This is a genomic window from Microbacterium sp. DT81.1 (assembly GCF_049844955.1).
Lineage (GTDB): Bacteria > Actinomycetota > Actinomycetes > Actinomycetales > Microbacteriaceae > Microbacterium.
On the sequence record NZ_JBNCMA010000006.1, the window covers coordinates 376,387 to 403,271 of the forward strand.

Here is a 26,885-nt window from a genome sequence, read left to right on the forward strand (position 1 = left end):
CAGCAGGCCGGGTGCAATGTGCGTACCGGGGGCAGAGTGGCTCAGATCGAGCAGGCGACACCTGCCTCGAGTGACTCATGTTTCACGTGAAACCTCGTCAGGCGATCGGTCCCGCCTAGCGGGCCCGTCTTCGTCACGATACCCTGCCGTAGTGTGCCCCTGCACATCGAAGTGCACCCCGCGAGCTGGCCACGCCGACGGAATTAGCCGTTTCACGTGAAACAGCCCAGAGGCCATCTTCCTCGTACCCGCAAACGTGTCCACATCGCTGAGGTCTCAAGGCCGAGGTCCTCGGTCTTGATCGGCTTGCTAAGAACGGAGTTGACGGCTTCGTCCGACACGCGGACGTCCAGACTCGCGCGACTGGTCGCTGGGGCGATCCGTCCTCGGCGCCGCACGGCGAACCGACGACCAGAATCGGCGGCCGATCGGGCGTGTCGCGACAACGCCGAGTCGTTGAGGGCCAGGTGCCTCGGCGCCTTGATCCAGCAAGCGGGCGTCGGCGCCGCGGATCTGATTTGGACTGTCAGTGCCGGGCGTGCCGCTTCGTCTCGCCTCACTCGGCACGGACCAGGGACTTGGGGCGGGGCCTGCGCCGACGGCGCTTAGGCAGGGAAGCCCCGGACGGGCCGGCACGGATCGGCGTCCCTCGTCTCGCTGTACTCGCCCAGGGACCGGATCACGTCGGCGATGGAGTCGGCATGGACGACCGATCGGTCGGTTCGGCGCCGTTGGTCTCGCTGCGCTCGCTCAGGGACCGGGTGAATTGCGTCGCCGATCGATGTTTCACGTGAAACGTCGCGGTGGGGGGACGAAAACGGAGGTTGCGGGGCGCCGTGAAAGGAGGCGTCGCGGTGCGCGGCTAGAGTGGAGAGGCAGCACGCTCGGCACGCGAAAGGGAGAGTGTTTCACGTGAAACAGTCCGAGGAAGTGGGTGCTCCGACATCTTTCGAGGATGACACCCCTCTCGCTCGCGAACTGGCCGATCTGTCAGCGCGGCGGCGCGCGCTCGAGGCGGCCACCGTCGAATTCGGCGGAAAGACGCGGGTTCTCACCGTCTCGAACCAAAAGGGCGGTGTCGGCAAGACCACGACGACCGTCAATCTGGCATCCGCGCTCGCCAGCGTGGGGGCGCGCGTGCTCGTGATCGACCTGGACCCTCAAGGAAACGCCTCCACGGCCCTGGGTGTGCCACATACTGCCGACATCCCGAGCGTCTACGACGTCCTCATCGACGAGTTTCCGCTCGCCGAAATCATTCAGCCGAGCCCTGAGTCCCCGAACCTCTCCTGCGCCCCGAGCACGATCCACCTCGCCGGCGCGGAAATCGAACTCGTATCGCAGGTCGCCCGCGAACACCGTCTCAAGACCGCGCTCGAGGAGTATCTCGCGGCCACGCCTGAGCTGGACTTCGTGCTCATCGACTGCCCGCCGTCGCTCGGGCTGCTCACCATCAACGCCTTCACGGCCGCGCACGAGGTGCTGATTCCCATCCAGTGCGAGTATTACGCGCTCGAAGGCCTCAGCCAGCTGCTCGGCAGTGTGCGGATGATCCAGAAGCACCTGAATCCGCGGCTGCGGATGTCCACGATCCTGCTCACGATGTACGACGGGCGCACCCGGCTGGCTCAACAGGTCGCCGAAGAGGTGCGCACGCACTTCCCTCAGGAAGTTCTCCACACAGTTATCCCCAGATCCGTACGCGTCTCCGAGGCACCGAGTTTCGGCCAGACCGTCATCACCTACGATGGGCAGTCGGCGGGGGCCGTCGCATACCGCGAGGCCGCCGTCGAGATCGCTCGACGCGGCGCGGCGGCGTCGCAAGAAGGAGCACCTTAATGGCGAAGCGAACCGGATTGGGCCGAGGAATCGGCGCGCTGATCCCCACGGCCGAGGGCGAGTCGCGCCCGGTCGACGTGTTCTTCCCCGGTGCGTCCGTCGCGACGGAGGAGCTGGTCGAGGTTCCCGGCGCGCATCTCATGCTGCTCGACCCGCACGACATCGTGCCCAACCCGCGGCAGCCGCGTACGCACTTCGATCAGGACGATCTGGCCGAGCTCGTGCACAGTGTGCGCGAGTTCGGAGTGCTGCAGCCCGTCGTGGTGCGGGCGCGCGACGACGAATCCGGCACGTACGAGCTGATCATGGGGGAGCGCCGCACCCGCGCCGCCCGCGAGGCGGGCCTGCGGACCATACCCGCGGTCGTCAGGGACACCGCGGATGAGCACCTGCTGCGCGATGCGCTGCTGGAGAACCTGCACCGCTCCGAGCTGAACCCCCTCGAGGAGGCCTCGGCCTATCAGCAGCTGCTCGAGGACTTCGGCATCACCCAGGAGGAGCTCGCCAGCCGCATCGGTCGTTCCCGTCCGCAGATCAGCAACACCATTCGTCTGCTGAAGCTGCCCCTACCCGTGCAGCAGCGCGTCGCGGCCGGGGTGCTGACCGCCGGCCACGCCCGCGCCATCCTCTCGCTCGAAACTCCCGAGGCCATGCAGCGCCTCGCCGACAAGATCGTCAACGAGGACCTCTCGGTACGGGCCGCGGAAGCGGCGGCCAAGTTGGGGGATGCCGCACAACGGCCGTCGTTCAAGCCTCAGGCCGGGGCCCGCCGAGCGCACCTCGACGAGGTCGCGGATCGGCTGGGCGACCGTCTGAACACGAAGGTACGCGTCTCACTCGGAGCAAGAAAAGGCCAGGTCATAATAGATTTCGCGACGGTTCAGGATCTCAACCGCATCCTCACGGAGATCGGTGAGACCGGGTACGGTCAGGCGTAGGCCCGCACTGCTCACGATCAACCGAGAGCATCGGCCCGGGCGCGCAGCGCGCGCCCCTCGGCCTCGTTCCCCGGCAGGTCGGCGGCATGGCGGAACGCCGTGGCCGCGGCATCCGGCTCGCCCAGCCGCTCGAGCAGTTCCGCGCGTACCGCATGCAGCGGCCGGAAGTCATCCAACGACCCATCGGCGACGAGATCCTCGACGATGAGCATCGCCTGGTCCGGTCCGGCCGCCATCGAGACGGCCACGGCGCGGTTGAGTCGGACGACGGGGGACGGCGCCAGCCCGTCGAGGGCGTCGTAGAGGCGAACGATGAGCGCCCAGTCCGTGTCGTCGAACGTCGGGGCGACCGCATGGCACTCCGCGACCGCGGCCTGCAGGCCGTAGTAGCCGAGTCCTCGGCCGAACGACTCCGCATGCGCGAGAGCCGCCCTGCCCCGGCCGATGGCCGAGCGATCCCACGAGCCGCGGTGCTGCTCCGCGAGCGGAACGGGCAGCCCGTCAGCGCCGATGCGGGTGGCGAATCGCGAGGACTGGAACTCCATGAGGGCGATCAGGGAGAAGATCTCGGGTTCGGTCGGCATCAGCGCGGCGAGCACGCGACCAAGCCGCACCGCCTCGCGCGCGACATCGGGCCGGATGGCGGCGTCGCCCGTCGCGGAGGCGTATCCCTCGGTGAAGAGCAGATAGAGCACCTGCAGCACGCTGGCGAGACGCGCGGGGCGCTCCGATCTGTCGGGAACCTCGAAGGGCACGCCCGCCTCCGCGAGGCTCCGTTTGGCGCGGACGATGCGCTGCTGCACCGTGGGCACGGTGGTCAGCAGCACCCGGGCGATCTCCTCGGTGGTGAGGCCGGCGACGGTTCGCAGCGTCAGGGCGAGTCGCGCCTGCGCAGGCAGCACGGGGTGGCAGGCCACGAAGACGAGTCGCAGCACGTCGTCGTCGATGCGGTCCGGGTCGCCGTCCGCCTCGACCGGGTGCCGCGCCTCCACCTCGCGCAGGTCGTGGGCCATCACCGCCTCGCGGGCCTGCAGGCGCTCGCGTCGCCGCCACCCGTCGATCGCGCGACGTTTGGCCACGGAGAGCAGCCACGCCCCGGGTGTATCGGGGATGCCCGCCTGCGGCCATCGCGCGAGCGCCTCGACGAGCGCCTCCTGGGCGAGATCCTCGGCCCAGGCGAAGTCGCCCGTATGGCGGGTGAGGGCCGACACGATACGCGCCGATTCCGCACGCCACACCGCCTCCACCGCGCGGCGCGCATGCGTGTCGACCGCCGTGCGAGCATCCATCACCTCAGCGTACGGCGGCATGCCGAGGTGCTCGACGCCGACCCTCAAAAGGTCGTCGTAGGCTTGGAGGATGGTCCAGCCACACGATGCCCTGCGCCGCCGCGCGAGTCTCGAAGTGCTGCGCGCCGAGGCCTCCGATGAGCTTGCGGCGCTGGTGCACGAACGACTCCGCTCGGGGGAAGACCCCTGGGATTTCATGGAGGACCTGCCATCGGTCGACGAGCTCGTCGTGTTCATGCTGCGGGCCGAGAACATCGAATCCAACGGCGGCCAGCGACCCTCGCCGGCGCGTCATTACCGGGTTCTGCGGCAGATCGCCCTCGAGTACCCGCCCCTCACCCGTGCCGTGTGGCGCCTGCTGGGCGATGCCAACACCCACCGCCGCTGGGACGCGGTCGTGGGTGTCGGCGACGCCTCCTGACGGCATCCGCCCACACGCGAGCCCTGCCATCACACCTGGCTGGCCCGCCATTCCTGCTCCTTGCTGAGCCACTCGTTGTCGGGGTCGAGGCCGATTTCGGAGATCTCCTGCACGCGCCGCACCTCGAGTGAGACGCCGGGGCCGAGCGGGCACTTCTTCGCCCACATCTCCACCTCTTCCCGGCTGGAGACCTCGAGGATCCAGAAGCCGGTGAAGACCTCGCGTGCCTCGGCGAAGGGCCCGTCGGTGACCACGGGCGGTGTGGACGAGAAGTCGACGCGGAAGCCCTCGCCGGCATCCGTCAGCCCCTCGGCCGAGAGGTAGACACCCGCCTTCTGGAGCTCCTCGTTGTACGCCCCCATCGCGGCGACGATCTGCTCCATGTCGAGCGTCTCGGCGGCGCGGGCAGCGGCCTCCGGCTCCACCTGCATGATCAGCATGTAACGCATTTCGCTCTCCTTCTTGGAGTCCCGGTGAACCCCCTCATCCCTGACGTCGAACGAGAGGGGACGATATCGACATTCTGGCCAGAAATTCCGGAAACGAGGATGACGCGGCCGCCGGTGCGCGGACGTCGGAGCCGATCCGGACAGAAAGAAGCCCCGGCCATCGTGAAGATGACCGGGGCTGACACGGACGAGCGCGGGGCGCGGCCGATCGTCCTAGGCGAGGTAGGCGGCGAGGTCCTTCTCGAGCGCGAACTTCGGCTTGGCGCCGATGATCGTCGTCTCGACCTGACCCCCCTTGAAGACCTTCATGGCGGGGATCGACGTGATCTGATACTTCATCGCGAGGTCGGGGTTCTCATCGACGTTCAGCTTCAGCACGGTGATCTTGTCGGGGTTCTCCGCCTGGATCTCATCGAGCACCGGCGACACCATGCGACACGGTCCGCACCAGGCGGCCCAGAAGTCCACGAGCACGGGCCCATCGGCCTGCAGGACATCCTGCTCGAACGTGGCGGACGTGGTCGACTTGGCGGTCATCTTGTTCTCCTTCAGTAAGTCTGTCACCTGTCGAAACGCTCCTGAGGCGCGGATTGTTCCGCCACCCAGCGAGGTCTCAGGCGACAGGAATGCTGGTCTCTGCTTCGTCGGTCTCGCGATCGGGCGTCTCCGTCGCGACCTCGATGTCCTCGGCGGCCTGAGCGTTTCCGCCCGCCTGCTCCAGCGCGGCCAGGAAGTGCTCGGCGTCGAGCGCGGCCACCGTTCCGCTGCCCGCGGCGGTGACCGCCTGGCGGTACGTCGGGTCGATGACGTCGCCGGCGGCGAAGACACCGGGCAGGGATGTGCGGGAGGAACGGCCGTCCACCCAGATGGTGCCTTCCGGGGTGAGCCGCAGCGAATCGTGCACCAGGTGGGTGCGCGGATCGTTGCCGATCGCCACGAAGAGGCCGTCGAGCGCGAGCTCGCGGGTGGAGCGGTCGACCGTGGAGGCGAGCAGCACCCCGTTCACCGCGTCGTCGCCGAGGATGTCGACGACCTCGGTGTTCCAGATGAACTCGATCTTCTCGTTCGCGAAGGCCCGCTCCTGCATGATCTTGGAGGCGCGGAGCGAGTCCTTGCGGTGGATGACGTACACCTTCGAGGCGAACCGGGTGAGGAAGGTCGCCTCCTCCATCGCCGAGTCGCCGCCGCCGACGACGGCGATGACGCGGTCGCGGAAGAAGAAGCCGTCGCACGTCGCACACCACGACACGCCGCGGCCGGACAGCCGCTCCTCGCCCGAGAGGCCCAGCTTGCGGTAGGCGGATCCGGTCGCGTAGATGACCGTCGACGCTTCGTGCTCCGCGCCGCTGCCCAGCTTGACGTGCTTGACCGGGCCGGCCAGATCGAGCTCCACGACGTCGTCGTAGAGGATCTCGGCGCCGAAGCGCTCGGCCTGCTCCTGCATCTTCTGCATGAGCTCGGGGCCCTGGATGCCCTCGGGGAAGCCGGGGAAGTTCTCGACATCCGTGGTGTTCATCAGCTCTCCGCCGACCTCCACGGAGCTCGCGACGACGAGCGGCTCGAGGTTGGCCCTGGCGGCGTAGATCGCCGCCGTGAGAGCCGCGGGACCGGAACCGACGATGATGACCTGACGCACGAAAACCCCCTGAAAAGACTGACGGACACTCGCTCTTGCTTCGTCCACGTGTCTCAACACATGGTAGCCGCGGGGCATTCCGCGCCGCGCGCAGGACTGCCGCCTTCTCAGGGAACCGTCATCCGCGCTTCAACACCGTCATCCGCGCTTCAACAGACGCCGCGCGAGGTCGGTGGCGGTCTTCAGTTCGGACGCGCGCAGGAGGGCGAGCACGGCGACATAGACCAGCGAGCAGGCGCCACCGATCAGCATCGTTCCGATCGCGCCGGTCAGCTTGTCGGCGACAGTCCAGCCGTCGACACCGCCGAGAAGCTGGAACGTCAGCCATCCGACGGCGCCGGCGGGGATGGCGGCGAGCGTGAACCGGCCGAGGGTGAGCAGCGTGCGGCGCATGCCCAGGTCACCCAGGCGGCGGTGCAGCAGCCACGAGGCGACGATCACCTGCAGCACGCTCGCAAGGGACTGACCGAGCGCGACCGCAGCGGCGAGATACTCGAGCGGCAGGATGCCGCCGGCGACGAGGGCCGACGCGAGGAGCGCCGTGAGCACCACCACGACGCACTGGAAGAGGGTGAAGAAGAACGGCGTTCTGGTGTCGCCGTACGCATAGAACGTGCGCTGCACGACGAAGAGCACCGCAAGCGGGATCAACCCGACGAGGTAGCACAGGAGCACGACGGCGGCGGCGACGGCATGCTCGCTCGAGTTGGTGAAGATGCGGGATGCCGGGATCGCCGCCACCCCGAGCGCCGCCGTGGCGAGCACGATGAAGAGGCCGAGAATGCGGATGCTGCGCCCGATGTCGCTCCGCACCTCGTCGTCGCGACCGGCCACCGCATGCTCGCTGAGCTGCGTGAAATAGGGGGTACCGATCGACAGCACGATGATCGAGTACGGAAGCATGAAGATCAGCCACGCGTTCTGCATGGCGAAGACCGACGCGCCGGACCCTGATGCCTCTCCGACGATCAGGGTCTGCACGAGACCGGCGAGCTGGCCGGCGAGAACCATGAGGAAGGTCCAGCCCGCGAGTCGGCCGATGTGGTTGAGCCCCACCCCACGCCAGCGGAAGTCGGGGCGCACCCGGATGCCGGTGCGCCGCCAGAAGAGCAGCAGCACCCCGGCCTGCACCACGATGCCGAGAGTGGCCGTGCCGGCGAGCCACGCGATCGCGTCGGGCGTCCACTCCGAGACCGCCACCAGATCCGAGCCGAAGACGACGATGAACAGCAGGAACCCGGCGATGGAGACGACGTTGTTGACGATCGGCGCCCACGTGAACGGACCGAAGACCCGCCGGGCGTTGAGCGTCTCCCCGACGAGCGCGTAGAGACCGTAGAAGAAGATCTGCGGCAGGCACCAGTAGGCGAACGCGGTGGCGAGGGCCAGCTGGTCGGGCTCGAAGCGGTTCGCGTAGAGCTGCACGAGAAACGGCGCGACCGCCATCGCGAGCGCTGTTGTGGCGACCAGGACCACGGTGCCCAGGGTGAAGAGCTTGGAGATGAACGCGCGACCACCGTCGGGGTCGGCACTGACCTTGACGATCTGCGGAACGATCACCGCGGTCAGGATGCCGGTCGAGATGATCGCATAGAGGTTGTTGGGCAGCTGGTTGGCGACCGCGAACGCGTCGCCGGCCCGCGAGTTGACAGCCCCGATGGCACTCACGAGCACGATCGTGCGCAGCAGCCCGGTGATGCGGGAGACGATCGTGCCGGCCCCGATGACCGCGCTCGCGCGACCGAGGCTACTCATCCGCGCTTTTCGTACGACGTCGCCGAAGCACCATGCGCACGACGCCCAGGCCGAGGAAGGCGACGATGAGCACGGCGAGGATGATGAGGCCGATGCCCTCCCAATCCGCTCGGACGGTCACATCGGCGGACTGGGTCTCACCGATGGAAACGCCCGTAGGGCTGAGCAGGCGCAGCTCGATCACGACCTCGCCGCTTCCCACCCGGGCTTCGACGGGCACCTGCACCCGCGTGTTGGCCGCGGCGGAGGCCAGCACCTGTGTCTGCGGGGTGACGACCAGACGCGGGTCATCGGGCTCGGCATACAGCACGACGTTGACGGGGTACGGGAGATCGTTTCGCACCCAGACCGGGAGCGGTGCCTCGGGACTGAGCAGCTGGATCGTGCTGGGCGGCTGGATGCCGACGGCCCCGAGGGTGGCCGCCGTCCGCTCACGGTGGGTGGCGAAGGCGGTCGCCCACCGCTCGGGCTCGGGAGACCACCCGATCCCGAGGAGCTGCAGGATGGAGATGCGCTCGGGACTCGTGAGAAGGGCCGGCTCGTCCAGGATGCTGGAGAAGTCGGTCAGGAGGTCCTGTTCGGCGGTGAGGGCGGATGCCGCGTCGACCCTGGCCTGCTCGGGAGAGGCGTCCGCCACAGCGACGGGCGATGAAGACGCCTCGGTGAGCGCCGCCAGGGGCACGAGCTGGGCACCGGGGACCCTGCCGACGCTCGCGATGGTCACACCCAGCGCAACCAGGGAGCGGTCCTGCCCACGGTCGGGGGTCACGAGTATCGGGGCGCCGGCGGCGTCCTGGGTGGCGAAGGTCAGCAGCGCGGTCGCGCGGGTCAGGGCGGCGCCGCGCATCGCCGACTCGTCGATCATCGATGCCTGGCCCAGCGCGGCGGAGATCTCGGCGTCGTAGACCAGCACCGCGGCGCCGTCGGGTGTCGCACCGCGCGCGGGAACGGTCGCGCCGGCCGCGCCCTCGACCGTTCCCGACGAGGGAAGGAGGGTCAGCGACGGGACGGCGTCGGTGCCGAGACGCCCGAGCGTGTCGACGATGCCCGGCCCGGCGGAGCCCGCCGGCGGCCAGAACACGTTGGTGCGACTGCCCCCGATGCCGAGAAGGGTCTCGAGGTCGGGCAGCACCGGCTCCGTGGGCGCGGCGGTCGGCGTCGAGTCGGGGGTGGGGCCCGGCGTCGGTGCCGCCGTGGGCTCGGGAGGCACGAAGAACGCCGGATCGAGGAGGGACCGCAGCGACACCGGGGCCATCGGGCGCGGCAGCCCGGACGCGAGTTGGGCCGAGACGTCGGCGTCGCCGAACTGCAGCGCGAACCGCGGATTCGCCAGCGCTTCGAGGCGTTGCAGCCACTCGGTCGCCTCCGGCGGTGCGGAGGAGCCCAGGACGTTGATCGCGGCGGCGATCGCCGGGTCGACGGCGAGGATCGCAGGCGTGCCGTCGACGGCATCGAGCTGAGCGCGAAGACTGCCCCCGGTGCCCGTGAGTTCCGTGAGCTGGGCGGGTGTGAGCAGTCCGGTCTCGATCGGCGGCGCCGTGATGGGAACGACCACGCCGATCGGAGCGGCAGGAGCGTTCGGCTCGGGCACGATCATGGCGCTGTTCGCGACGATGGGGCCGGCATTGCCGACGTATATGGCTTGGAGCGCATAGACGCCCGGAACCCTGCCGAGCAGCGCCGGAGAGTCCGCCGCCACGGAGAGTCCGAACGTGCTCGACGAAGACGCGGCCACGGCTTCGCTCGGCCCGGTGGCGACCTCCTGCAGATCCAGTGCCGCGCCCTCGTCGAGCCAGGCGGTCAGCTCCGACCTGTCGGCCAGCGGGACGGTCCCGAGGGAGAGCGCGACCGCGGCCGGCGCCAAGGGAAGCGTCGTGTCGTTGATGATCGTCATCGAGACGTTGAGAGGCTCCCCGGGGCCGACGATGCCCTGACCGACGGGGGCGAGAACGAGGTCCACCGCCTCCGCCGAGCGGACGACCACGGCTGGACGGGGCTCGACTCCGACCGCAGGTGCTCCCACGACCGTCGTCAACGCGACGCCCAGCGCTGCGACGGCGCCGGCGAGGGTGCGGCGCCACCGACGCGCGGTCGTGCCAGAAGAGGGGAGGGTCACGGTCATGCTGGCGTTCTGCTCATGTGCGATTGCGACCGCACGATCAGCCTCGATTCTAGGGTGGCACCCTCGGAGACTCCCGTGCGGCGCGGCGGGGGGCGTCAAGAGGGTGAGCGGCCGCCGGTCCTGGAGCCCGAGCGCGGTTGAATGGACGGGTGCACGACCTGTCTCCCGCTCAGCGCGCCCTTGCCGCATCGCTCGCCCACGATCTGGCCGACGCGGACTACGGCTCCCGCTCGCTCAGAGAGCTGTGGGGCGATGTCGCCGACGACGCGCTCAGCCGGGGGAACGCCGTGCCCGCCCGTCGCGCGCTCGGGCGGCATCCGGACTCCCCCCTTGCCACGCTGGCCACCCTGTTCTTCGTCGGCGACGCGTCCGAATCGCGGGCCGTAGCCGTGGCGCTCTCGCAGGTCGGCATCGAGGGGGCCACCGAACTCGGACTCCTCCAACGCGTGGGCGACGACGTGCGTGCGACGGCGGCGATCCGGCCGTACGGATTCACCGACGCGAACGGCGAGGATGAGTGGTGGATCGCGAGCGACCTCGACGAGCTCGCCGGCGTCTCGCCGCTCCGCGACGACCATGTGCTCGGCGTCGGCGGCGCCGGCCGCACCCTCGCGGGGCTGCTCGGCGAGGAACCCGTCGCGTCGGCGCTGGATCTGGGCTGCGGATGCGGCATCCAGGCCCTGCACTTGAGCCGGCACGCTGCGCGGGTCGTGGCGACCGACATCTCCGCCCGCGCGCTGTGGTTCACCTCGCTCAACGCGGCCCTGAACGGCGTGTCGGGCATCGAGACCCGCCTCGGGAGCCTGTTCGACCCCGTCGCCGGCGACGTCTTCGAGCGGATCGCTGCGAACCCGCCGTTCGTCATCACGCCGCGCACGGATGGCGTGCCGAGATACGAGTACAGGGACGGCGGACTCGATGGGGACGACCTGATGGCCGCGGTCGTGGGCTCGGTGGGAGAGCTCCTCGCGTCGGGAGGCGTAGCCACCCTGCTGGGCAATTGGGAGACGAGGGAGGATGCTGCCGGACTCGACCGGGTGCGGGGATGGGTCGATGGCTCGCCGGTGCCGCTGGATGCGTGGGTTCTGGAGCGCGAGCGGCTGGACCCGGCCCGATACGCGGAGGTGTGGGTGCGCGACGGCGGCACGCGGCCAGGATCGGAGGCCTACGACACCCTCCTGGGAGCGTGGCTGGATGACTTCGACCGGCGAGGCGTCACGGGGGTGGGCCTCGGGTGGATGCTGCTCCGCCGCCCGGCCGACGCACCGACACTCGCCCGCTATGAAGCGGTCGGGTCCGCCCCGGGCACTCTCTCGGGGCTCGTCTCGGGGGCCTTCGCCGCGCACGACCGACTGGTGACGCTCGACGGCGAGGCGCTCGCGTCATCCCGTCTTCTCGTCGCTCCGGATGTCACCGAAGCGCGCCATCACCTGCCGGGCGAGGAGGGCCCGAGCGTCCTCGAGCTGCGGCAGGGCGGCGGTTTGGCCCGCAGGCTCGAGGTGGACTCGGCACTCGCGGCCGTCGTCGGGGCGTGCGACGGCGAGCTGCCGCTCGGGGTGCTGGTCGACGCCGTCGCGCAGCTGCTCGACGTCGACCCGGCGGCGCTGCGGGCGGACGTGCTGCCGCGTGTGCGGGACCTCGTCTTCACCGGCTTCCTCGGGTTCGCGTGAGCCCGCTCGATAGGCTCGAAGCATGCTGAACATGGCCGAGGGTGTCGCGCGCCTCGGCGAGCTCGCCGCGTCGCCGGTGGTCTCCACCCTCGCCCGGGCCTTCGCCGACGCGGGGCACGAGCTGGCGATCGTGGGCGGTCCCGTGCGCGATGCGCTGCTCGGACGCACCACGAATGACCTCGACTTCACCACCGATGCGACGCCCGACGAGATCCTGCGCGTCGTGACTCCGATCAGCACCGCGCGGTGGGACATCGGCCGTGCGTTCGGCACGATCGGCGCCAAGGTGCGCGGCGAGCAGGTGGAGATCACGACGTACCGCGCCGACTCGTACGACGGCGTCACCCGCAAGCCCACCGTCGAGTTCGGCGGGACGCTCGACCCCGACCTGGCTCGACGCGACTTCACCGTGAACGCCATGGCGCTGCGTGTACCTGCGGTGCAGCTCGTCGACCCGGCGGGCGGGGTCGAGGATCTCGTGGCGGGCGTGCTGCGCACTCCCGGGGATCCGCGGGTGAGCTTCGGGGACGATCCCCTTCGGATGCTGCGCGCGGCACGGTTCCGGTCGCAACTCGGGTTCGAGGTCGACGAAGACACGGTCTCGGCGATGATCGAGCTGCGCGAGACGTTGGGAATCGTCAGCCCCGAGCGCATCAACGGCGAGCTCGTGCGCCTGCTGCAGACGGATGACCCGGTGCCCGGCATCCGTCTGCTCGTCGACACGGGGCTGATCGACGAGTTCCTCCCGGAGGTCTCGGCCCTCCGCCTCGAGGTCGACGAGCATCACCATCACAAGGATGTCTACGAGCACTCGCTCACGGTGCTGACCCAGGCGATCGCTCACGAGAAGAAGCGGTTCCCGGAGACCCCGCCGGATGTCGCGCTCCGCGTCGCGGCGCTGCTGCACGACATCGGCAAGCCGCGCACCCGCAAGCTGGAGCCCGGTGGTGCCGTGACCTTCCATCACCACGACGTCGTGGGCTCTCGCATGGCGCGGAAGCGCCTGCAGGCGCTTCGCTTCGATTCCGACACGATGGATGCCGTCGCCCGGCTGATCGAGCTGCACCTGAGGTTCTTCGGGTACTCCGAGGGCGCGTGGACCGACTCGGCCGTCCGACGGTACGTGCGCGACGCCGGCGATCAGCTCGACCGTCTGCACATCCTGACCCGCGCCGACGTCACGACACGCAACCGGCGCAAGGCCGCGGTGCTGGCCGGCGCGTACGACGACATCGAGTCCCGGATCGCCGAGCTGCGCGAGCAGGAGGAACTCGGTGCGATGCGCCCGGAGCTCGACGGCAACCGCATCCAGCAGGTGCTCGGCATCCGACCAGGCCCCGAGGTGGGCCGCGCGTACCGGTTCCTGCTCGACCTCCGGCTCGACGAGGGTGTGCTCGGGCCGGACGAGGCGCAGCGCCGCCTGCTCGAGTGGTGGGCCGCTCAGGGCTGAGTGGCCCCGGCTTGCGCGGACTCGAAGCGCGGGCGCGATCGGGGTGCCAGACCCCTCCCCTCAGGGGCCGAGGGCTGGCAGGATCGTACGAACACGCTGGGAGACGCGCATGAGCAACGACATCGGCACCGGTGAACCCCCGACGGCCGCGCTCATCGCGCTCGCTGAGGCGTACGGGATCGCCACCGAGTACTGGTCCTTCTTCGGTGACCGGGTGCACGTCCCGGCGGCGACGCTGACGACGATCCTCGCTGCGATGGGCGTCGACGTGCAGACCGATCAGGGTGCCGCCGCCGCGCTCGCGGATGTCCAGCACCGACCGTGGCGCCGGCTGCTGCCGCCGTCGGTCGTGGTGCGCCAGGGGTCGGGCCGATTCCAGGTGCATGTCGCGGATGGTCACGACGTCGCGCTGACCGTGACGCTCGAAGACGGTTCGGTGCGCGACATCCCGATTCCGGAACAGGATGCCACACGCCGCACCCTCCACGACGGCACCGTGTGGCGGCTGGACGTGGCCCTTCCCGACGATCTGCCCCTCGGCTGGCATACCGTTCACGCGACCCAGAGCCTGCACGGAGCGGGAGAGCCGGATCGCACAGCGGAAGCCGTGCTCGTGGTCACCCCGGAGACGCTGTCCCCACCGCCGTCGCGCGCCGAGCGCGACGGGCGGTCGTGGGGGCTGATGGCGCAGCTGTACTCGGTGCGCTCGCGGAGCTCGTGGGGTGTCGGCGACTTCGCGGACCTCGGTGACCTGGCCTCGATCGCCGGAGGGCGGGGGGCGGACTTCCTTCTCGTCAACCCCGTGCACGCCGCCGACGTCACCTCGCCGATCGAACCGTCCCCTTACCTCCCGGCGACGCGGCGGTTCCTGGCGCCGCTCTATGTGCGCCCGGAGGACATCCGCGAGGCGGCGTACCTCGCTCCGTCCGACCGCGCGACGCTCGACGCGCTTCGCGAGCCGGTGGCCGCGTCCGACACGAATGCCGAGCGCATCGACCGGGACGCGTCCTGGGCGGCCAAACGGGCGGCCCTGGAGCTGATCTTCGCCGTGCCGCGATCGCCGGCACGACAGGCTCTGCTCGAGGCATACGTGGCGCGCGAGGGGCAGCCCTTGCTCGACTTCGCGCTGTGGTGCGCCCTCGAGGACCACTTCGACGCCACACTCGGCTCCGCCGGGGAGCGCCCGGCCGAGGCGTGGGACATCGCGTCGCCGCTCGTGGAGCAGCTTCGTGCGCGGCTGGCCGGGCGCGTGCGATTCCACTCCTGGCTGCAGTGGATCGTCGATGAGCAGCTCGCCGCCGCGCAGGCCGCCGCGAAGGCCTCCGGCATGCGCATCGGGATCATGCACGACCTTGCGGTGGGTGTGCACACCCGAGGTTCGGATGCCTGGTCATTGCGCGACATGTACGCGGCGGGCATCACTGTGGGCGCTCCGCCGGACATGTACAACGAGCAGGGCCAGAACTGGAATCAGCCCCCATGGCTGCCGCACGCTCTCGCGGAGAGCGGCTACGCGCCCCTGCGGGACATGATCCGCACGCTGCTTCGCAACGCCGGAGCACTTCGCATCGACCACGTGATCGGATTGTTCCGGCTGTGGTGGATACCCGCCGGCCTCGGTGCGTCGGCGGGCACCTACGTGCGCTACGACCACGAGGCCATGATCGGCGTGCTCGCTCTCGAGGCGCACCGCGCCGGTGCTGTGCTGATCGGCGAAGACCTCGGCAACGTGGAGCCCTGGGTCCGCGACTACCTCTCGCTGCGGGGCATCCTGGGCACCTCCGTGCTGTGGTTCGAGTACGAGAACGACGGGTTCAAGCCACCGGAGCACTACCGTCGGGCCGTGCTCGCCACGGTGAACACCCACGATCTCCCACCCACCGCCGGGTACCTGGCGGGCGAGCACGTCGACCTTCGCGCGCGGCTGGGCCTGCTGGTCGAGCCGGTCGAGCAGGCGCGTGCCGAGGCGGTCGCCGAGCGGGATGCCATGCTGTCGACGCTGCGTGAACGCGGCCTTCTCGGGGCCGACGCCACGGAGCAGCAGATCGTCGAGGCATTGCACCTGCACCTTGTCGCATCGCCGTCCCAGCTGCTCGGAGTCGCGCTCGTGGATGCCGTCGGGGAGCGGCGGGTGCAGAACCAGCCGGGCACGGAGAACGAGTATCCGAACTGGCGGGTGCCGCTCGCCGACTCAGCCGGCACCGCCGTCCTCCTCGACGACCTGGCGCAGAACGAGCGGTTCCGGTCGCTGACCGAGAAGGTGGACGACGCGCTTCGCCGGTGACGGTCCCACCTGGTCCTCGGCGCCGCGTCATCAGGGCAGCAGGTCGGGGAGCACCTGCATGAGAAGCCAGAACGCCACGAAGATGCCCGCGATCACGTAGGACCACCAGGGCACCGTCCGTTTGAGGCGGCGGCCGGGCTCTGCCACGCCGGGCGGGGGGCGCAGCATCATCGGTGGGGTGGATGCCGCGGCATCCGTTGCCACCGACAGCGGTCCCGACCCGGGAGCGAACGCCTGAGCCGTCGGCTCGAGGCGTTCGTCGCGCCAGCGCGCCCACTGGTCGAATTTCGCCAGCAGCGCCTGCACGCAGGAGAAGAGCCACGCCCACATCGCCGGGTCGAGGGTGGAAAGATCCCGCTCAGCGTAGAGGAAGAGCCAGTCATCCACGATCTCGACGTCAAGCGCTGCGGCGCTGTCGACGAAGCGCGCCATGATGTCGGGCGTGAAGAGATAGAGCGCGTCCCGCTCGTAGCCCTCCGGACAGTACAGGGAGAAGTAGGTGTCGAAGTCGCCTTCCAGGCTGAGTCGCTGATCGCGGTCGAACGCGGCCGTGAGATTCGACGCGCCGAAGAGACCGTTGTTGCCGACGGCGTCGAGCACGATGTTCGGCAGCGGCACGTCGAGCTTGATGGCCACATACCCCCAGGTGTGCGTGGTCCGGTTCTTTCCCGAGCCCGTCGTGTAGCGGTAGTTGCCGAACTCGACGAACCGTGGCTCCTCGCCCCGAAGGAGGTCGCTGGCCGCGCGGGCGCTCCCGACCCCGAAGATCATTCCGGGCAGCCTCGGCCCGGCCAGATTCGGGACGTACTGCATCCCGTTCGCCTCGGCGAAGCGATTCAGGCGATACCACCGCTCCTGGCTGCCGAGCGATCCACGAACCGCGAGGGTGATGAGGAACACCAGAACCGCTGCGATCACGAGGAACGGCACCAGGGTGACGATTCCGAAACCGCCGCCGGTCGATGAGCCCGCGAGGTTGATGATCGAGGAGATGAAGGTGAGGAACACCGAGCCGAAGACCACCACGATCACCACGCCGAAGACCAGCGCGGCGATGCCGGTACCCGTCCCGTAGAAAGAGGAGACGGCACCTGACTGCCGCAGGCGCTTGGCGTAGTCGCGCGCGGCGCGCCGGTCGATGGGCTCGACGAGTGGCCTGGCGTCGAACGTGAGACCGGATGCCGCCGCCTGGCTCATCCGTTCACCTCATCGCCGTCCCACGAGAGGTCGGCGCCGGCCGGGACGGCCGCCGCCTCGAGGCGCGGGTCGTCCACCAGCGCCCGGACGAGCGCGGCGTCGCCGGCCACGATCGTGGAGTCGTAGTCCACCTCGCTGACGAGCACCCACGCCCGGTCCGCTGGCCACACGACCGACGGCGACTGGGCACCGGGTGGGAAGCCGTGCTTCTCCAGCTCGCGGTCGCGCCATGGCGACCGCTGCGTCCAGTCGGGTTCGGCGAGCTCGGCGACGCCTCCGCGGAAGAGGAGGTGCTCACGTGCGGGCAGCTCGAGCCGCGGCCCCTTCGAGATCTCGTCCGGGAGGATGCCCGGCTGCCAACTCGGCTGTCGGAAGACCTTGTTGAACGGGTCGCGCGTGCTGTGGCCCAGCATGTCGTTGTGCTGTGCGAGCGATGCAGCCCCGACCGCATCGCCACCGGCATCCTGATCGCTCAGCTGGAACAGGGTGCGCGCAGGCGCCGCTCCGACGAAGCCCACGAGCCCGCCCCACCCGCTCCATACCCCGACGCACCCGTCGGCGGGGGTGCCGGTGTGCTGGGCGAGCACCCCGGCGACGACCCTCAGGGTCTCGGCATCCAGATCACCCGCGGGTGGATCTCCATAGCGCCACCCTCTGCGATCCCGCGGCCCGTCCTCGCTGAGCGGATCCGCCGGGTCGTGACCGACCAGGCGGTGCCACTGCGCGAGCGGATGCATGACCGTGTCGAAGGCCCGCGCGGTCTCCGCCCACGACACCCGCTCGACATCGATCGGCGGGTCAGCGGCCTGGAACAACCGCCACTCGCGGGCGTGCGCGGCGTAGGGAAGCGGCGGCCACGGCCGGTCAGCCGGTCGGTCCCTGGTCGCTCGATGGAAGATGCGTGCGTACGCCGGAAAGCCGCGGGGAACGACCTGGTGCATCGAGCTGCTCGACCAGTCGGCATCCAGCCTCTCGCGCAGCCAATCGCCGGCAGAGACGTCCGCGGTCCACTCCATGCGCTTCACGCTACCCCCGGCCGGCGGGCGGCCGATCGGGGCAGATGGGCGCGCCTGCACTGAGCGAGCGAAGCGAGACGAAGTGTCGGGTAGACTGTGGAGGTTGTCCGGCAGCAGCCATGTCTGCAGAAGCCCGCGACACGTGCACACACCCTCCTGCGTTCGGGAAATGCCCGAACGCCGTTCTAGTCCGAAGGAGGTGGGTAAGTGACGCACCAGTACGAACTCATGGTCATTCTGACCCCCGAGATCGACGAGCGCACGGTAGCCCCGAGCCTCGACAAGTTCTTGAAGGTCATCACGAATGATGGTGGCACGATCGACAAGGTCGACATCTGGGGCAAGCGCCGTCTTGCTTACGAGATCCAGAAGAAGACCGAGGGCATCTACGCCGTCGTGAACTTCACCGCCACGAGCGAGGCCACCCAGGAGCTCGACCGTCAGCTGAAGCTCAGCGAGGCCGTCATGCGCACCAAGGTGCTGCGCGCCGAAGAGGCCTTCGCGATGGTCGCGGCCGAAGCCGAGCGCTCGGCGGCGAAGGCGGCCCGCAAGGCCGCTCGCCCCGCCAAGCCGGTGAAGCAGGACGCCTAACCGCATGGCCGGCGAAACCGTCATCACCGTTGTGGGAAACCTCACGGCCGACCCCGAGCTGCGGTACACGCAGAACGGGCTGCCCGTCGCGAACTTCACCATCGCGTCGACTCCGCGCAACTTCGACCGAGCAACGAGCGAGTGGAAGGACGGCGAAGCGCTGTTCCTCCGCGCCTCGGTGTGGCGCGAATTCGCCGAGCACGTGGCGGGTTCGCTCACCAAGGGCTCGCGCGTAATCGCGACCGGTCGCCTCAAGCAGCGCTCCTACGAGACGCGCGAGGGCGAGAAGCGCACCACCATCGAGCTCGAGGTCGACGAGATCGGCCCCTCGCTCCGCTACGCCACCGCTCAGGTGACCCGTGCGGCGGGCGGCGGCGGTCAGAACCGAGGCCAGGTCGCCGATGAGCCGTGGTCGACCCCCGGTTCGCAGGCCGCACCGGCTGCTGCCGGCGGCGGCGACTCGTGGGCCGCCCCCGGCGCCTACGGCGACGACACCCCGTTCTAACAGGGAACGGTCCCTGAGCCTGTCGAAGGGTCGGGGCCGTATCGCTGGCTGTGCGCTTCAGCGCAGCATTCAACAACTCTCTTACTAAGGAAGACAACATGGCTGGAAAGTCAAGCGGCGACCGCCGCAAGCCGCGGAAGGGCGCGAAGAACGCAGCCCCGGCGAAGCCGACCCGCGTCGGCGTCATCGATTACAAGGATGTCGCCACCCTTCGCAAGTTCGTCTCGGAGCGCGGCAAGATCCGTGCCCGTCGTATCACCGGTGTCTCGGTGCAGGAGCAGCGTCTGATCGCGACCGCGATCAAGAACGCGCGCGAAATGGCACTCCTGCCCTACGCCGGCGCCGGCAGGTAGAGGAGCCCGATATGTCGAAACTGATTCTCACGAACGAGGTCGCCGGGCTCGGCAGCGCCGGAGACGTTGTCGAGGTCAAGGACGGGTTCGCCCGCAACTACCTCATTCCCCAGGGCTTCGCCGTGGCCTGGAGCCGCGGTGGCGAGAAGCAGGTCGCGTCCATTCGCGCGGCCCGTGACGCCCGTGCGATCCACGACCACGAAGACGCCGTGTCGCTCAAGAACGCGCTCGAGAGCACCAAGGTCCGCCTCGCCATCAAGGCCGGCTCCGAGGGACGACTCTTCGGTTCGGTCAAGACGGCTCAGATCGCCGACGCGGTCAAGGCCGCCGGTCTGGGTGAACTCGACAAGCGCAAGATCCACATCACGTCGTCCATCAAGTCGGTCGGCGAGCACGAGGCCACGGTTCGTCTGCGCGACGACCTGACCGCCGTGATCACGCTGCAGGTCGTCGCCGCCAAGTAGCGACGCGACGCACGCCCGAGGGTGCCGGAGGACGCAAGTCCCCCGGCACCCTCTTCGGTGTCGGCGCGCAGCCGGGAGGCCGCGCAGGCGCCGTCCGGTGTCGGAACTCTCTCCCCCGCAGGTCGACGCCGTCCGGTGCGCCCCTCGCGGTCGCCGCGTTGACCGTGCAGTTTGTACACAACCCACATGCGTCGGCTGCAACCTTCAACGCCCACTTCAACCACATCTCAGTGCACAGACTGTGGGAAAGACAACCCCAGGTCAGGGACTTATTACGTCCCCAGGATCATCCTGGCCATAAGAGTTCTCCACAGCCGTTGTACACAGGCTCCCCGGCGTTTCGCGCAGACTTTCCACAGAGTTATCCACAGGACGTGTTGCAGCGGAATGAACCCGCTCCTAGCGTGGGGTGGGCCCGAGCAGAACCGACCGAGATGCGTCATCGAAGACGGATGTCGGTGATCCGTGTTGTGCTCAAGCGTGTGCCGGCGGTGGTCGGCACGGGCCCGGTTCGCCCCACAATGGGCGTCGGCCACACGTGTGCCGAGGCGATGCTCCAGCGCGCCGAAGCCGAAACGCAACACCGCAGAAGTGAAGAAGGGGAGTGCACGTGTCGATCGCCGACATCTCGGAGGACCGCCTCGGTGGGCCCCGGCCGAGCGAACGCACGCCCCCTCATGACCTGCTCGCGGAGCAGAGCGCTCTCGGCGGGATGATGCTCTCCAAGGATGCCGTCGCCGACGTCATCGAGTCGCTTCGCGGTCCCGACTTCTACGTGCCGAAGCACGAGCTCATCTTCGAGGCGATCCTCTCCCTCTACTCCCACGGCGAGCCGACCGACGTCGTCGCGGTCACCGACGAACTGATCAAGACGGGCGAACTGTCGCGGGCCGGTGGCCCGGATTACCTGCACTCCCTGACGTCGATCGTGCCGACGGCCGCCAACGCCGGCTACTACGCATCCATCGTCGCCGAGCGTGCGCTGCTGCGCCGCCTCGTGGAGGCCGGCACGCGGATCGTGCAGATGGGGTATTCGGGCCAGGGCGAGGCGCTCGACCTGGTGAACAACGCGCAGGCCGAGATCTACGGCGTCACCGGCACGCAGGACACCGAGGACTTCGTGCCCCTCACCATCGCCGTCGACGCGGCGGTGGAGGAGATCGAGGCCGCTCGGGGCCGCGACGGGATGATGACCGGCGTGCCCACCGGCTTCGCGGGGCTCGACCAGCTGACGAACGGGCTGCATCCTGGCCAGCTCATCATCATCGCGGCTCGCCCGGCGTTGGGTAAATCCACGCTCGCGCTCGACTTCGCGCGCGCGGCATCCATCAAGAACAACGTCCCCTCGATCTTCTTCTCGCTCGAGATGGGGCGGAGCGAGATCGCCATGCGCCTGATGAGCGCGGAGGCCGCCGTGCCGCTGCAGGCGATGCGCAAGGGCACACTGGACTCGCGTGACTGGACGACAATCGCGGCGACCCGGGGGCGCATCAACGACGCGCCCCTCTACATCGACGACAGCCCCAACATGACGCTCGTCGAGATCCGCGCGAAGTGCCGCCGGCTCAAGCAGCGCGCCGGTCTCAAGATGGTGATCATCGACTACCTGCAGCTCATGACCAGCGGCAAGCGCGTCGAGTCCCGCCAGCAGGAGGTGAGCGAGTTCTCGCGTGCGCTCAAGCTGCTCGCGAAGGAGCTTCAGGTGCCGGTGATCGCGCTCTCGCAGCTGAACCGTGGTCCCGAACAGCGCGCCGACAAGAAGCCCGCGCTCTCCGACCTGCGTGAGTCCGGATCGCTCGAGCAGGACGCCGACATGGTGATCCTGCTGCACCGTGAGGCCGCGTACGAGAAGGAGAACCCCCGCGCCGGCGAGGCCGACCTCATCGTGGCGAAGCACCGCAACGGTCCGACCGACACCGTCACGGTCGCGTTCCAGGGCCACTTCTCGCGCTTCATGGACATGGCGGTCGGGGTTTAGGGCGCTGTAGGTCTGTTTTGGAGTTGTCCATTTCGCGGGAGACTTGTCCACGCGATGTCCAAATGGACATTTCGGACACCTTTACGTCGCCTGGTGATCTGGGCCCCGATCTGACGTGAAAATCGTGGATGTGTCGATGGTCGGGTCGTCGGGACCGGTGGCGTCCGGAGCTTGCTGCCACGTAGGCGACGGGGCCATACCGTGGGGCCTGTTGGGGTTGGTGCTCCTGCTGGTATGTTGCGCTCACCTCGCCATTTCGTCCGCTTCGCCCGAGAGCGATCGTTGACGCTGGCCCGAGCATGGGTGGTCGACGATGACGTACTCGACAGGGATTACGGCTGGACGGTTCCGTGTCATAGCGGTTGCTGCGGCGCTGGCGTTGGTGGTCGCGGTGGCGGTGGTCGTCGCGCCCGCGGCGTCGGCTGCGCCGGTGGGCACTATCCCCCCCGGTGGTCAGGTCACCTCCGGCACCGTCACCGCATGGGGGTGGGACGGATTAGGCCAGGCGACTGTGCCGGTCGGGCTCACCGATGTGGTCGCGGTCGCCGCAGGCACGTATCATTCCCTCGCGCTGGGCTCGGATGGGACCGTCACCGCCTGGGGGGGCAACGAGGCCGGGCAGGCCAGTGTGCCGGCCGGGCTCACTGATGTGGTCGCGATCGCCGCCGGGGGGGGAGCATTCCCTCGCGCTCCGTTCCGATGGGACCGTCACCGCTTGGGGGCGCTACACCGCCGCGTTTCCGGTGCCTGTCGGGCTCACCGATGTGGTTGCGATCGCCGCCGGCGTGATTCATTTCGTTGCACTGGACTCGGATGGGACAGTCACCGTCTGGGGGTACAACGACCGCGGGCAGACGGATGTGCCGGCCGGGCTCACCGATGTGGTCGCGATCGCCGCTGGCTTCCACCATTCCCTTGCGCTCGGCTCCGACGGGACCGTCACCGCGTGGGGGTGGGATGAATTCGGGCAGACGGATGTGCCGGCCGGGCTTACCGATGTGGTCGCGATCGCCGCGGGGGGAGTGCATTCCCTTGCGCTCCTCTCTGACGGGACCGTCACCGGATGGGGGTGGGACTTCTACGGGCAGGCGGCCCCGCCTGCCCCTCTCGCCGGTGTGGTTGCGATAGCCGCCGGGGGATACTTTTCCCTTGCGCTCGGCTCCGACGGGACCGTCACCGCCTGGGGAAACAGCGAGCAGGGGCAGGCGACCGTGCCGGCCGGGGTCGCCGGTGCCGTCGCGATCGCCGCCGGCGAGTACCATTCGCTGGCGATCCTGGCTGCGCAGGGTCCGGCGGATGGGACTGCTCCGGTCGTTGTCCTCACGTGTCCGGCAGCCGAAGTGCTGCTCGGTTCTACGTCCGAGGCGACGTGGACCGCGTACGACCCGATGCCCGGGTCGGGAATCGCAGGCGGGTCTCCGTCGAGCGGTTTCGTCGCGCTCAACACCTCTAGCGTCGGACCCAAGACCGCTACGGTCCCGGCCGGCACGGTGCTGGACGACGAGGGCAACACGTCCGAGGAAGTCGCATGCGGCTACTCGGTCGTGTACCACTTCGACGGATTCTTCCGCCCGGTCGACAAGGGGGGCGTAGTGAACTCGTTCAAGGCCGGCAGCGCCGTGCCGATAAAGTTCAGCCTCGACAGCGACCAGGGCCTCGACATCCTGGCCATCGGTTCTCCGTCGCTCACGTTCACCCCGTGCACGGCGGGCGCCTCGGTTGACGCCATTGAGGAAACCGTGACGGCCGGCGGCAGCTCTCTCGCGTACGACGCGGTTGCCGGCCAGTACGTCTACGTGTGGAAGACGCTCAAGACCTGGGCGGGCAAGTGCGGCACCTTCCAGCTGACGCTCGACGATGGCACGTCACACACGGCGAAATTTCTCTTCACCAAGTAGCGGCGCGGTGTAGCCGGGAGCAGACGAGGACGCAGGTGGCACGATCGCTACCTTGGCGTGGACATGTCGGGGCGAGCCCGTGTGGATCCCGGAAGGACAACTAAGGCTCGCTTGACCGAGAGCACAAGCGAGCCGTGGACAACTCTGACCGTTTCCTACACTTGTATCTGTCACCGCGCGGAGTGTACGGGCACTTCGCCTCCTCCCGGCGCGTGAGCACCACTCGGAGAGGGGGGTTCGTCGACCGGGTTGCGGGTTCCGGGAGAGGGTGCGTCGTAGCGTCGGACCCACGACGTGTCGTCCAGCCCGTGCGGAATGGCCCGTCGGCGGATGATCCCGCGCGCTGTGCGCGAAGATCGGTTCTGTGGATGCCGAGCAGACATACTGCGGACCTCACGCAGAACGTCCGTTGGCCGACCCGCTTACGGACGATGATCGCCGCGTCGTTTGTTCTGAGTGCGGGTACGCGCGGTGGGGACATGCGCATGCGGAGGATCGCTGTTGGCTGCCTCTGCCTTCGTTTCGGCGGAGGTCGCGCGGATGTGTGAACTGCCGAACAGGCCCTTCGACAAGTGTCAGGTTGTCTCTCGTGCAATCAGGACGGCCTCGGATTCCGGGCCGGCGTGGGGAGGAGGAGACCCGGTCGCTGCGCTGAGCGCGAGTTGCGCCATGTAACGGCCGAGGCCGGCGCTGTCGACGCGCACGCTTGACAGCGCTGGCACGAAGAGTCTCGCCAGCGGAGTGTCATCGTGGCCGATGACAGCCAGTGTCTCCGGCACACGGATTCCGGCTCGCAGAGCCGCTCCGGCGACGAGCGCTGCGATGTCGTCGTTGTAAGCCACCACTCCGTCGACTCCGGCGCCGACCCACTCGGCGACCAATCGTCCAACCGATGCTTCGGTGATGTCGGCGTCGAAGAGCAATGCCTGCCCTGCGAAGCCAGTGGCGCTCGCCTGCGCCATTGCGCGGCGTTGCTGAACGAGGTCGGCGATGCGGGGGTCCGTCGATCCGGCAAATGCGAGCCGGCGGCGTCCCCGATCGACGAGGTGAGCTACCTGCATCCGAGGGCCGGCGGCGAACCCCAGCTGCTGCTCAGGTGTGAATTCCTCGGCGCTGATGCTGGGGATGATGTGCGCGACGCCGCTCGCTCGGATCTCGGCGAGTTGCTCCATCGAGAACGGCATCATGCCCATCACGACATCTGGCCGGAGTGTTTCCCAGAGGGGCTGAGCGTGTCCGCCGGGGTGTGGGGTCATGGTGACGAGGGAGTAGCCGGCTTCGTCCAGGACGAGCGAGACTTCGTCGAGGTTCGCCCGCATGCTGTAGTCGAGCGGCCAGTCCGGCAGAACCAGAAGGATGATCCGACTGTGCCCACTCGCCAACGCGCGGGCGGCATTGTTCGGCCGATAGCCAAGGCGCTTGGCCTCTCCCAGCACACGGGCACGAGTGGCAGCGGAGATGGTCTGCCCCGGTGTCTCGTTGAGAACGAAGCCGACGGTCGCCCTCGATATCCCGAGCGAGCGAGCGATGTCGGCCGCCGTCACGCGTTTGACGGTCGTGTCCTTGAGAGTCATCGGAATCCCTTCGCTTGCGCGCGCTAGTTCCAGTATGTACTAGCTCGGTAGCTAGCGCGTGCTAGTCCGCCGTACCCTGACGATGGAGTCCTGCCGTGACCAACCCGAACCGCGACGAACCGATCCTCGTTCCCATGCCCGCGACGATTCCCACTCCGCCGGTTGATCCTGACGTGCTCCTCGCCGAGACCACCCCGCATGAGGATCTGCCGCCGGTCAACGCCCGCTACATCTGGTTCATGGTGCTGGCCCAGTTCGGCGTCTTCATGGCCTTCATCACCCCCATCGCCATCTCACTTGCGGTGCGACTGGGAGAGTTGGCTCCGGCCAACCAGGAGTACCTCGGTTACATCACCGGTGCCGGCGCCCTCTGGGTGATGCTGACCGCCCCCTTCATGGGCATCTGGAGCGACCGCACCCGCACCCGGATCGGCCGACGCCGTCCGTTCATGATCGGCGGCATGGTCGTCGGCGTCATCTCCCTGATCGTCATGGCCCTCGCGCCCTCGGTCCTCCTGCTCGGCGCCGGGTGGATCCTCGCGCAGTGGGGATGGGGGACGGTCCTCGGCAACCTGCAGAACTCCACCGCCGACCGCCTCCCCGAAGCCCAGCGCGGCAAGGTCGCCGGACTGACCGGATTCGCCACGCAGGTCGCCCCCGTGATCGGTGTCATCGCCACTATGGGCCTCACCGGGAACGCCCTGCTGCTCTTCCTGGTTCCGGGTCTGGTGGGTGTCGTGCTCGTCACCCTTTTCGTGACCCTGGTGCACGAGGATGACAGCCGCGGGCTGCCGCTTGAGCGCATCGGCGCTGCCGGGGTGCTGCGCAAGTACGTCTACAACCCTCGCAAGTACCCCGACTTCTCGTGGAACTGGCTCGGACGGTTCTTCTTCTACTTCGGCCTGACGCTGAACACCACGTTCACGGCCTTCTTCTTCGCCGACCGGCTCGGCATCTCCATCACCGAGGTCTCCGGCGTGATCGGCACCCTCGGCGGCATCGGTGTCCTCGCCACCACCGCCGGCGCGCTCGGCGGCGGGTTCATGTCCGACCGCTTCCGCCGCCGCAAGGTCTTCCTCGTCATCGGCGGCGCCATCATGGCGGTCGGGATGGTCACCATGGCTCTGTCGTCGGACCTGCCGTTCCTCTTCGCCGGGTCGCTGATCGTCTCGCTCGGCATCGGCCTGTTCGCCGCCGTAGATATGGCTCTGCTGCTCGACGTGCTGCCCGAGAAGCAGACGGATGCGGGACGCTTCATGGGCATCACCGGCTTCGCGACATCCATCCCCCAGGCAGCCGCCCCGTTCATCGCCTCCGGCATCCTGCTCATCGGAGTCACCGGAGCAGACAAGGACTACTCCCTGCTGTTCTTCATCGCCGCCGCGTTCGTCCTCCTCGGCGGCCTCGTCATCCTCCGCATCCGCTCCGCCCGCTGACACCTCCCGACCGAGAAAGC

General features: G+C 68.8%; 22 protein-coding genes and 1 pseudogene. 14 read left to right on the forward strand and 9 right to left on the reverse strand.

The window, feature by feature from the left end; genetic code table 11:
• The first annotated feature begins 912 nt into the window (after positions 1–912).
• Positions 913–1,839, forward strand: a complete 927-nt coding sequence (locus ACLQ2Q_RS17605) for a ParA family protein (protein ID WP_425822249.1) — start codon at positions 913–915, stop codon at positions 1,837–1,839.
• On the forward strand, positions 1,839–2,777 hold the full coding sequence (locus ACLQ2Q_RS17610; RefSeq protein WP_425822251.1) for a ParB/RepB/Spo0J family partition protein: 939 nt from the start codon (positions 1,839–1,841) through the stop codon (positions 2,775–2,777). Before ACLQ2Q_RS17605 ends, ACLQ2Q_RS17610 begins: the two co-directional genes overlap by 1 nt.
• 17 nt (positions 2,778–2,794) lie before the next feature.
• Here ACLQ2Q_RS17610 and ACLQ2Q_RS17615 read toward each other — a convergent pair whose 3' ends face one another.
• Positions 2,795–4,066 (reverse strand): RNA polymerase sigma factor, encoded by a 1,272-nt coding sequence (locus ACLQ2Q_RS17615; RefSeq protein WP_425822253.1) that lies wholly within the window; start codon positions 4,064–4,066, stop codon positions 2,795–2,797.
• 70 nt (positions 4,067–4,136) lie between these two features.
• Here ACLQ2Q_RS17615 and ACLQ2Q_RS17620 point away from each other — a divergent pair, with 70 nt between their 5' ends.
• A complete protein-coding gene (locus ACLQ2Q_RS17620; protein ID WP_425822255.1) occupies positions 4,137–4,487 on the forward strand; it encodes a tryptophan synthase subunit alpha in 351 nt (116 codons plus the stop codon).
• 29 nt (positions 4,488–4,516) lie between these two features.
• Here the strand turns inward: ACLQ2Q_RS17620 and ACLQ2Q_RS17625 are convergent, their stop codons facing one another.
• The 5 genes from ACLQ2Q_RS17625 to ACLQ2Q_RS17645 form a co-directional block, all read right to left on the reverse strand.
• Positions 4,517–4,936 carry a YciI family protein gene (locus tag ACLQ2Q_RS17625; RefSeq protein ID WP_425822257.1) on the reverse strand — a complete coding sequence of 140 codons (420 nt, stop codon included), beginning with the start codon at positions 4,934–4,936 and terminating at the stop codon, positions 4,517–4,519.
• A gap of 213 nt (positions 4,937–5,149) precedes the next feature.
• Complete coding sequence (gene trxA / locus ACLQ2Q_RS17630; protein WP_425822259.1) at positions 5,150–5,473, reverse strand: thioredoxin; 324 nt, start codon at positions 5,471–5,473, stop codon at positions 5,150–5,152.
• Between the two features lie 76 nt (positions 5,474–5,549).
• Positions 5,550–6,572: a thioredoxin-disulfide reductase gene (trxB, locus tag ACLQ2Q_RS17635; RefSeq protein WP_425822261.1), complete on the reverse strand. Its 1,023-nt coding sequence runs from the start codon at positions 6,570–6,572 to the stop codon at positions 5,550–5,552.
• A gap of 138 nt (positions 6,573–6,710) precedes the next feature.
• The gene (murJ, locus tag ACLQ2Q_RS17640) at positions 6,711–8,327 is read right to left on the reverse strand and encodes a murein biosynthesis integral membrane protein MurJ (RefSeq protein ID WP_425822263.1); all 1,617 of its coding nucleotides are present in this window, start codon (positions 8,325–8,327) and stop codon (positions 6,711–6,713) included.
• Complete coding sequence (locus ACLQ2Q_RS17645; protein WP_425822265.1) at positions 8,320–10,449, reverse strand: DUF6049 family protein; 2,130 nt, start codon at positions 10,447–10,449, stop codon at positions 8,320–8,322. The genes murJ and ACLQ2Q_RS17645 overlap by 8 nt, the downstream gene beginning before the upstream one ends.
• Positions 10,450–10,598: 149 nt before the next feature.
• On the opposite strand from ACLQ2Q_RS17645, the gene ACLQ2Q_RS17650 reads away from it, so the two are divergent.
• The 3 genes from ACLQ2Q_RS17650 to malQ all read left to right on the forward strand — a co-directional run bounded on the left by ACLQ2Q_RS17650 (position 10,599) and on the right by malQ (position 15,853).
• Positions 10,599–12,119: a DUF7059 domain-containing protein gene (locus ACLQ2Q_RS17650; protein ID WP_425822267.1), complete on the forward strand. Its 1,521-nt coding sequence runs from the start codon at positions 10,599–10,601 to the stop codon at positions 12,117–12,119.
• Between the two features lie 22 nt (positions 12,120–12,141).
• The gene (locus ACLQ2Q_RS17655; RefSeq protein ID WP_425822269.1) at positions 12,142–13,569 is read left to right on the forward strand and encodes a CCA tRNA nucleotidyltransferase; all 1,428 of its coding nucleotides are present in this window, start codon (positions 12,142–12,144) and stop codon (positions 13,567–13,569) included.
• A 109-nt stretch (positions 13,570–13,678) separates the two neighbouring features.
• A complete protein-coding gene (malQ, locus tag ACLQ2Q_RS17660) occupies positions 13,679–15,853 on the forward strand; it encodes a 4-alpha-glucanotransferase (protein ID WP_425822271.1) in 2,175 nt (724 codons plus the stop codon).
• A 30-nt stretch (positions 15,854–15,883) separates the two neighbouring features.
• On the opposite strand, the gene ACLQ2Q_RS17665 is transcribed toward malQ, so the two are convergent.
• Positions 15,884–17,050: a hypothetical protein gene (locus ACLQ2Q_RS17665; protein WP_425822273.1), complete on the reverse strand. Its 1,167-nt coding sequence runs from the start codon at positions 17,048–17,050 to the stop codon at positions 15,884–15,886.
• On the reverse strand, positions 17,047–18,066 hold the full coding sequence (locus ACLQ2Q_RS17670) for a hypothetical protein (RefSeq protein WP_425822275.1): 1,020 nt from the start codon (positions 18,064–18,066) through the stop codon (positions 17,047–17,049). The genes ACLQ2Q_RS17665 and ACLQ2Q_RS17670 overlap by 4 nt, the downstream gene beginning before the upstream one ends.
• A gap of 207 nt (positions 18,067–18,273) precedes the next feature.
• Here ACLQ2Q_RS17670 and rpsF point away from each other — a divergent pair, with 207 nt between their 5' ends.
• The 7 genes and pseudogenes from rpsF to ACLQ2Q_RS17705 all read left to right on the forward strand — a co-directional run bounded on the left by rpsF (position 18,274) and on the right by ACLQ2Q_RS17705 (position 23,855).
• A complete protein-coding gene (gene rpsF / locus ACLQ2Q_RS17675; RefSeq protein ID WP_425822277.1) occupies positions 18,274–18,657 on the forward strand; it encodes a 30S ribosomal protein S6 in 384 nt (127 codons plus the stop codon).
• Between the two features lie 4 nt (positions 18,658–18,661).
• Positions 18,662–19,162 carry a single-stranded DNA-binding protein gene (locus tag ACLQ2Q_RS17680; protein ID WP_425822279.1) on the forward strand — a complete coding sequence of 167 codons (501 nt, stop codon included), beginning with the start codon at positions 18,662–18,664 and terminating at the stop codon, positions 19,160–19,162.
• Between the two features lie 98 nt (positions 19,163–19,260).
• A complete protein-coding gene (rpsR, locus tag ACLQ2Q_RS17685; RefSeq protein ID WP_292815389.1) occupies positions 19,261–19,515 on the forward strand; it encodes a 30S ribosomal protein S18 in 255 nt (84 codons plus the stop codon).
• Between the two features lie 11 nt (positions 19,516–19,526).
• A complete protein-coding gene (gene rplI, locus ACLQ2Q_RS17690) occupies positions 19,527–19,979 on the forward strand; it encodes a 50S ribosomal protein L9 (RefSeq protein ID WP_425822282.1) in 453 nt (150 codons plus the stop codon).
• A 610-nt stretch (positions 19,980–20,589) separates the two neighbouring features.
• Positions 20,590–21,957, forward strand: a complete 1,368-nt coding sequence (dnaB, locus tag ACLQ2Q_RS17695; protein ID WP_425822284.1) for a replicative DNA helicase — start codon at positions 20,590–20,592, stop codon at positions 21,955–21,957.
• 313 nt (positions 21,958–22,270) lie between these two features.
• A pseudogene (locus ACLQ2Q_RS17700) lies at positions 22,271–22,567 on the forward strand (hypothetical protein); the annotation flags it as partial.
• Positions 22,568–22,700: 133 nt separating this feature from the next.
• Entirely contained in the window at positions 22,701–23,855 is a 1,155-nt protein-coding gene (locus ACLQ2Q_RS17705; protein ID WP_425822286.1) for a PxKF domain-containing protein, read from the forward strand.
• Between the two features lie 575 nt (positions 23,856–24,430).
• Here the strand turns inward: ACLQ2Q_RS17705 and ACLQ2Q_RS17710 are convergent.
• Positions 24,431–25,429 (reverse strand): LacI family DNA-binding transcriptional regulator, encoded by a 999-nt coding sequence (locus tag ACLQ2Q_RS17710; protein WP_425822288.1) that lies wholly within the window; start codon positions 25,427–25,429, stop codon positions 24,431–24,433.
• Positions 25,430–25,524: 95 nt separating this feature from the next.
• Between ACLQ2Q_RS17710 and ACLQ2Q_RS17715 the strand changes: the two genes are divergently transcribed.
• Positions 25,525–26,865 carry an MFS transporter gene (locus tag ACLQ2Q_RS17715; protein WP_425822290.1) on the forward strand — a complete coding sequence of 447 codons (1,341 nt, stop codon included), beginning with the start codon at positions 25,525–25,527 and terminating at the stop codon, positions 26,863–26,865.
• The last annotated feature ends 20 nt before the right edge of the window (positions 26,866–26,885 follow it).